This window comes from Promicromonospora umidemergens (genome assembly GCF_024171995.1).
In the GTDB taxonomy this organism is placed as follows: Bacteria; Actinomycetota; Actinomycetes; order Actinomycetales; family Cellulomonadaceae; genus Promicromonospora; species Promicromonospora umidemergens.
On sequence record NZ_JAMTCT010000055.1, the window covers coordinates 1 to 3,072 of the forward strand.

At 68.0% G+C, this 3,072-nt stretch carries 2 protein-coding genes; both read right to left on the reverse strand.

Annotated elements, in window-relative coordinates; translation table 11 throughout:
* Positions 1-83 precede the first annotated feature (83 nt).
* On the reverse strand, positions 84-524 hold the full coding sequence (locus APR04_RS30165) for a hypothetical protein (RefSeq protein ID WP_253878323.1): 441 nt from the start codon (positions 522-524) through the stop codon (positions 84-86).
* A 314-nt stretch (positions 525-838) separates the two neighbouring features.
* Positions 839-1,918: an NAD(P)/FAD-dependent oxidoreductase gene (locus tag APR04_RS30170; protein ID WP_253878321.1), complete on the reverse strand. Its 1,080-nt coding sequence runs from the start codon at positions 1,916-1,918 to the stop codon at positions 839-841.
* Positions 1,919-3,072 lie beyond the last annotated feature (1,154 nt).

Genomic DNA, 3,072 nt, shown 5'->3' on the forward strand with positions numbered 1-3,072 from the left:
TCTTATGGACACTGACCCGGATCACATGCGACGTCCCGAAGGGCGCCACCTCCACTCCATGCAACCACTGAAAATGTGCGACCTCACGTCGCACACGCGACTCCTTTTCCCAGCACGTCCAACGCTCCCTGAGTCTGGGCGAGCCTCGCGTCGCGGTCAGCGACGGTCTTCTCCAGCGTCTGGACTTGCTTACGCAGCTGGGCGATCTCGGCCGTGCGCGCCGGGGTGCCAGGGCGCGGCCCACGGCGAGAGGCTCCCAAGGTGCCCGCCGCGATGTGGGCCCGCCACTCTTGCACGTGCGAGTCGTAGAGCCGTTCCCGACGCAGCACCGCGCCCTTCTGGCCGACCGGTGCCGCGTCGTACTCGGCGACGATCGCTCGCTTGTACTCGGCCGTAAACGACCGGCGGGCCGGCCGGCCGGCGCGAGGGCCCTCGTCGGCCGACTCGGCCGACGCGTCGTCCGGGCCAGGCGCCACGGGCGAGGCCGGCGCCGGCACCTCGATCGGGATCGTCGTCGTGGTCATCAGTGCGCTCCTTCACGGGCAACGCCCCAGCCAAACCTCCGGGAATCCCGGCGTCTCACTCAAGTCTGGCGGATAGGGCGCCCTGCATTGGTCCGCGGAAGTGTTCCGTAAGCCGATCCCTTGGCGGCCATGGTTGGACGACGGTAACGCACCCCCGTCGGTGACCCGCAAGCCCGGTGGATCGGGGCCTTCACGGGGCGCGACCTCAGGAGAACTTCTACGGTCACACACGCCGGATCCGCACGGCCTCGCCAGTGGGAGCAAGCGGTCCGCAGCGACCCCCTGAGTGCGGCGCTCGAAGGGGTCACCGGGAACTATTGCTGGGGTTCGCCGAGGCGCGCCTCGGGCATGAGCTCGGCGGCGAGACCGTCGCCGGTTGCGGCTCGGGCGAGGGCGCGACCCAGCGATGGTGCCTGCTTGAAGAGATTGTGACCGGCCACGAGAAGGATTCGACCTGCCTCCCAGACGGCCACGCCGTCCTCACTCCACGGGAGGTCGGTCACCCAGCAGTGGACAAACTCGCGCGGCTGAGGGTCGAGGCCGGGCAGCGCCCGTGCCACGTATTCGCGCGCACGTTCGTCTAGTGATCGAACTGCCGCCGGGTCGATGAACGTCCCGTCGTCGCGGACGCCGACAGTCTCGCTGAGTCCGACCGCATAGCGGCTGTTGCCCGGCAGCGGCGTCGCGTAGACGCCGACTTCGCCGAAGTCGCCGCTGCCGTCCTGCAGGCACGCGACCCGCGCCGGGGCGGGGGCTTTCACGGCGAAAGTCAGCCGCACGTGTGCGGCGAGGCGGACTGGCAACGAAAGGCCGACGCTCCGCGCCAGGCGGGCGGTTTCGCGGCCGGCGCACACGACCACATTCGAGTAGACAGCGCAGTCGGTGACGCTACGCACCTCAACCGTCCCACTGCCGCGGGGTTCGATCGAGACCACCTCGCCAGTTACGACGGCGTCCCCGAGCTGACCCGCGAGCGCTTTGATGGCGGCGCGCGTACGGATCGCGCCGCCCGCCTCGTCGAACATCGCTGGTCCGGAGTACCCGGCGAGCAGCGGCATTCGCTCGGCGAGCTCGTCTGAATCGATCGCGCGCGCGGCCACGCCGCCGACACGGTCGAGCACACGCAGCCGCGCGAGCGCGCTTTCGCCGATCGCGACCGCACCATCAGATGAGACCAGCTCGACGTCGAACCGTTCGGCCCACTCAGCCCACACTCCGCGGCTCTCGCGCACGAACGCGACGAGCCGCGGGTCGTCGTGCGCATGCCGGAAGATCCGCGACTCGCCGGCGGACTGGCCCTCGCCGGGCACACCGGCCTCGTACAGGCGCACCGCGACGCCCTGCTCACGTAACGCGTACGCAGTCGAGAGGCCAACGATCCCGCCCCCGATCACCGCGACCTCTGGCGAACGTGTCATCGGACCGCATAAGCGCAGATTGTGCCGCGATGGGTGTCCATTCCTCGAGCGTCGTCCATCGCTCCGCAGCAGTCAAGGTGCGTCCGATTCATGGTCGCCGAGCCCGGACGCCGTCGGGCAGCGGTCCAGCTGACACCCGCCGGCGCGGCTGGGGAGCACCCGCGATCGCTGGTCCGAATCCGGTTGCGCCAGGGCTTGGCATCGGGCGTGCACCGCTGTGGTCGGGGTCCGTCATGACAGTATCCCCAGAACACGGCGCCCAGAGGGTCGGGGGCGGACCCGCGCAGTCGGCTGACCCACTCCGAGATCGCGCCCGTCTTCAGCAAACAGTTCTGCAACAGCTCCGTGGCCTCGGCGGACCGCCGATCAAAGCGATAGCCCGACAGGAACCGCAAGTTCCTTTGCTCCACCGCGCTGATATCACTGACCACCACGTAACCCCAGCCCAGTGCGTCGCACAACTTCGCGGTGCGCTCGAAAACAGCCGCGGTCTTGTCGTCGATCTGCTCCGCGGGCCTCACATCAACTACCGCTGCCAGACCATCCGCGAACCGCACGAAGAAGTCCGGCGCGTGCCTCCCCAGACCCCCCTGGCCAATGGATCCACATCGGCTGCGCGGCGATCCCTGCCACGGTGCGATCTCGGTCCATGCGCATCAAGGCCGACCGCTCATACAACGACTCGAACCAGACATGCCGTCGCACCGTTGCTGCCCAGTAGTAACCGGAGTAGTTCAGTTTGTGCTGTCAAGACTCCGCGTCTCGGACTGCCGCGGCTTGCTCAAGCGCCGCATCGCCGACGTCGCAGCAGTCCACCCGATGCGCCACACCATCGATGGTGAATTCCACTTGCGGGTGCGCGGCGCCGGCCATAAGAGGCGGAACCTCCACTGTCGACACCACCGCACAACCCCTTCCTGGGCAAATCGCCCGTTCAAGAAGGTGACGCTGACGCCGCCAGGTTAGGACCCATCATGCTCCTCCTGCTGAACGACACGCCCCAGCCGGCGCACCCATCCACGACAAGATTTATGGGGCTCATCGCAATCGAGGGTGTAGGTGGGGTCTGAATCCTCCGCTTTCGAGCAGGCTGCGGGCAACATAGTTCGTGAGGTTTCGGAAGCCGAGAG

Bases quoted from the DNA above. Each gene is read 5' to 3' on its own strand.
- APR04_RS30165 (WP_253878323.1), bottom strand. From the start codon at position 524: ATGACCACGACGACGATCCCGATCGAGGTGCCGGCGCCGGCCTCGCCC.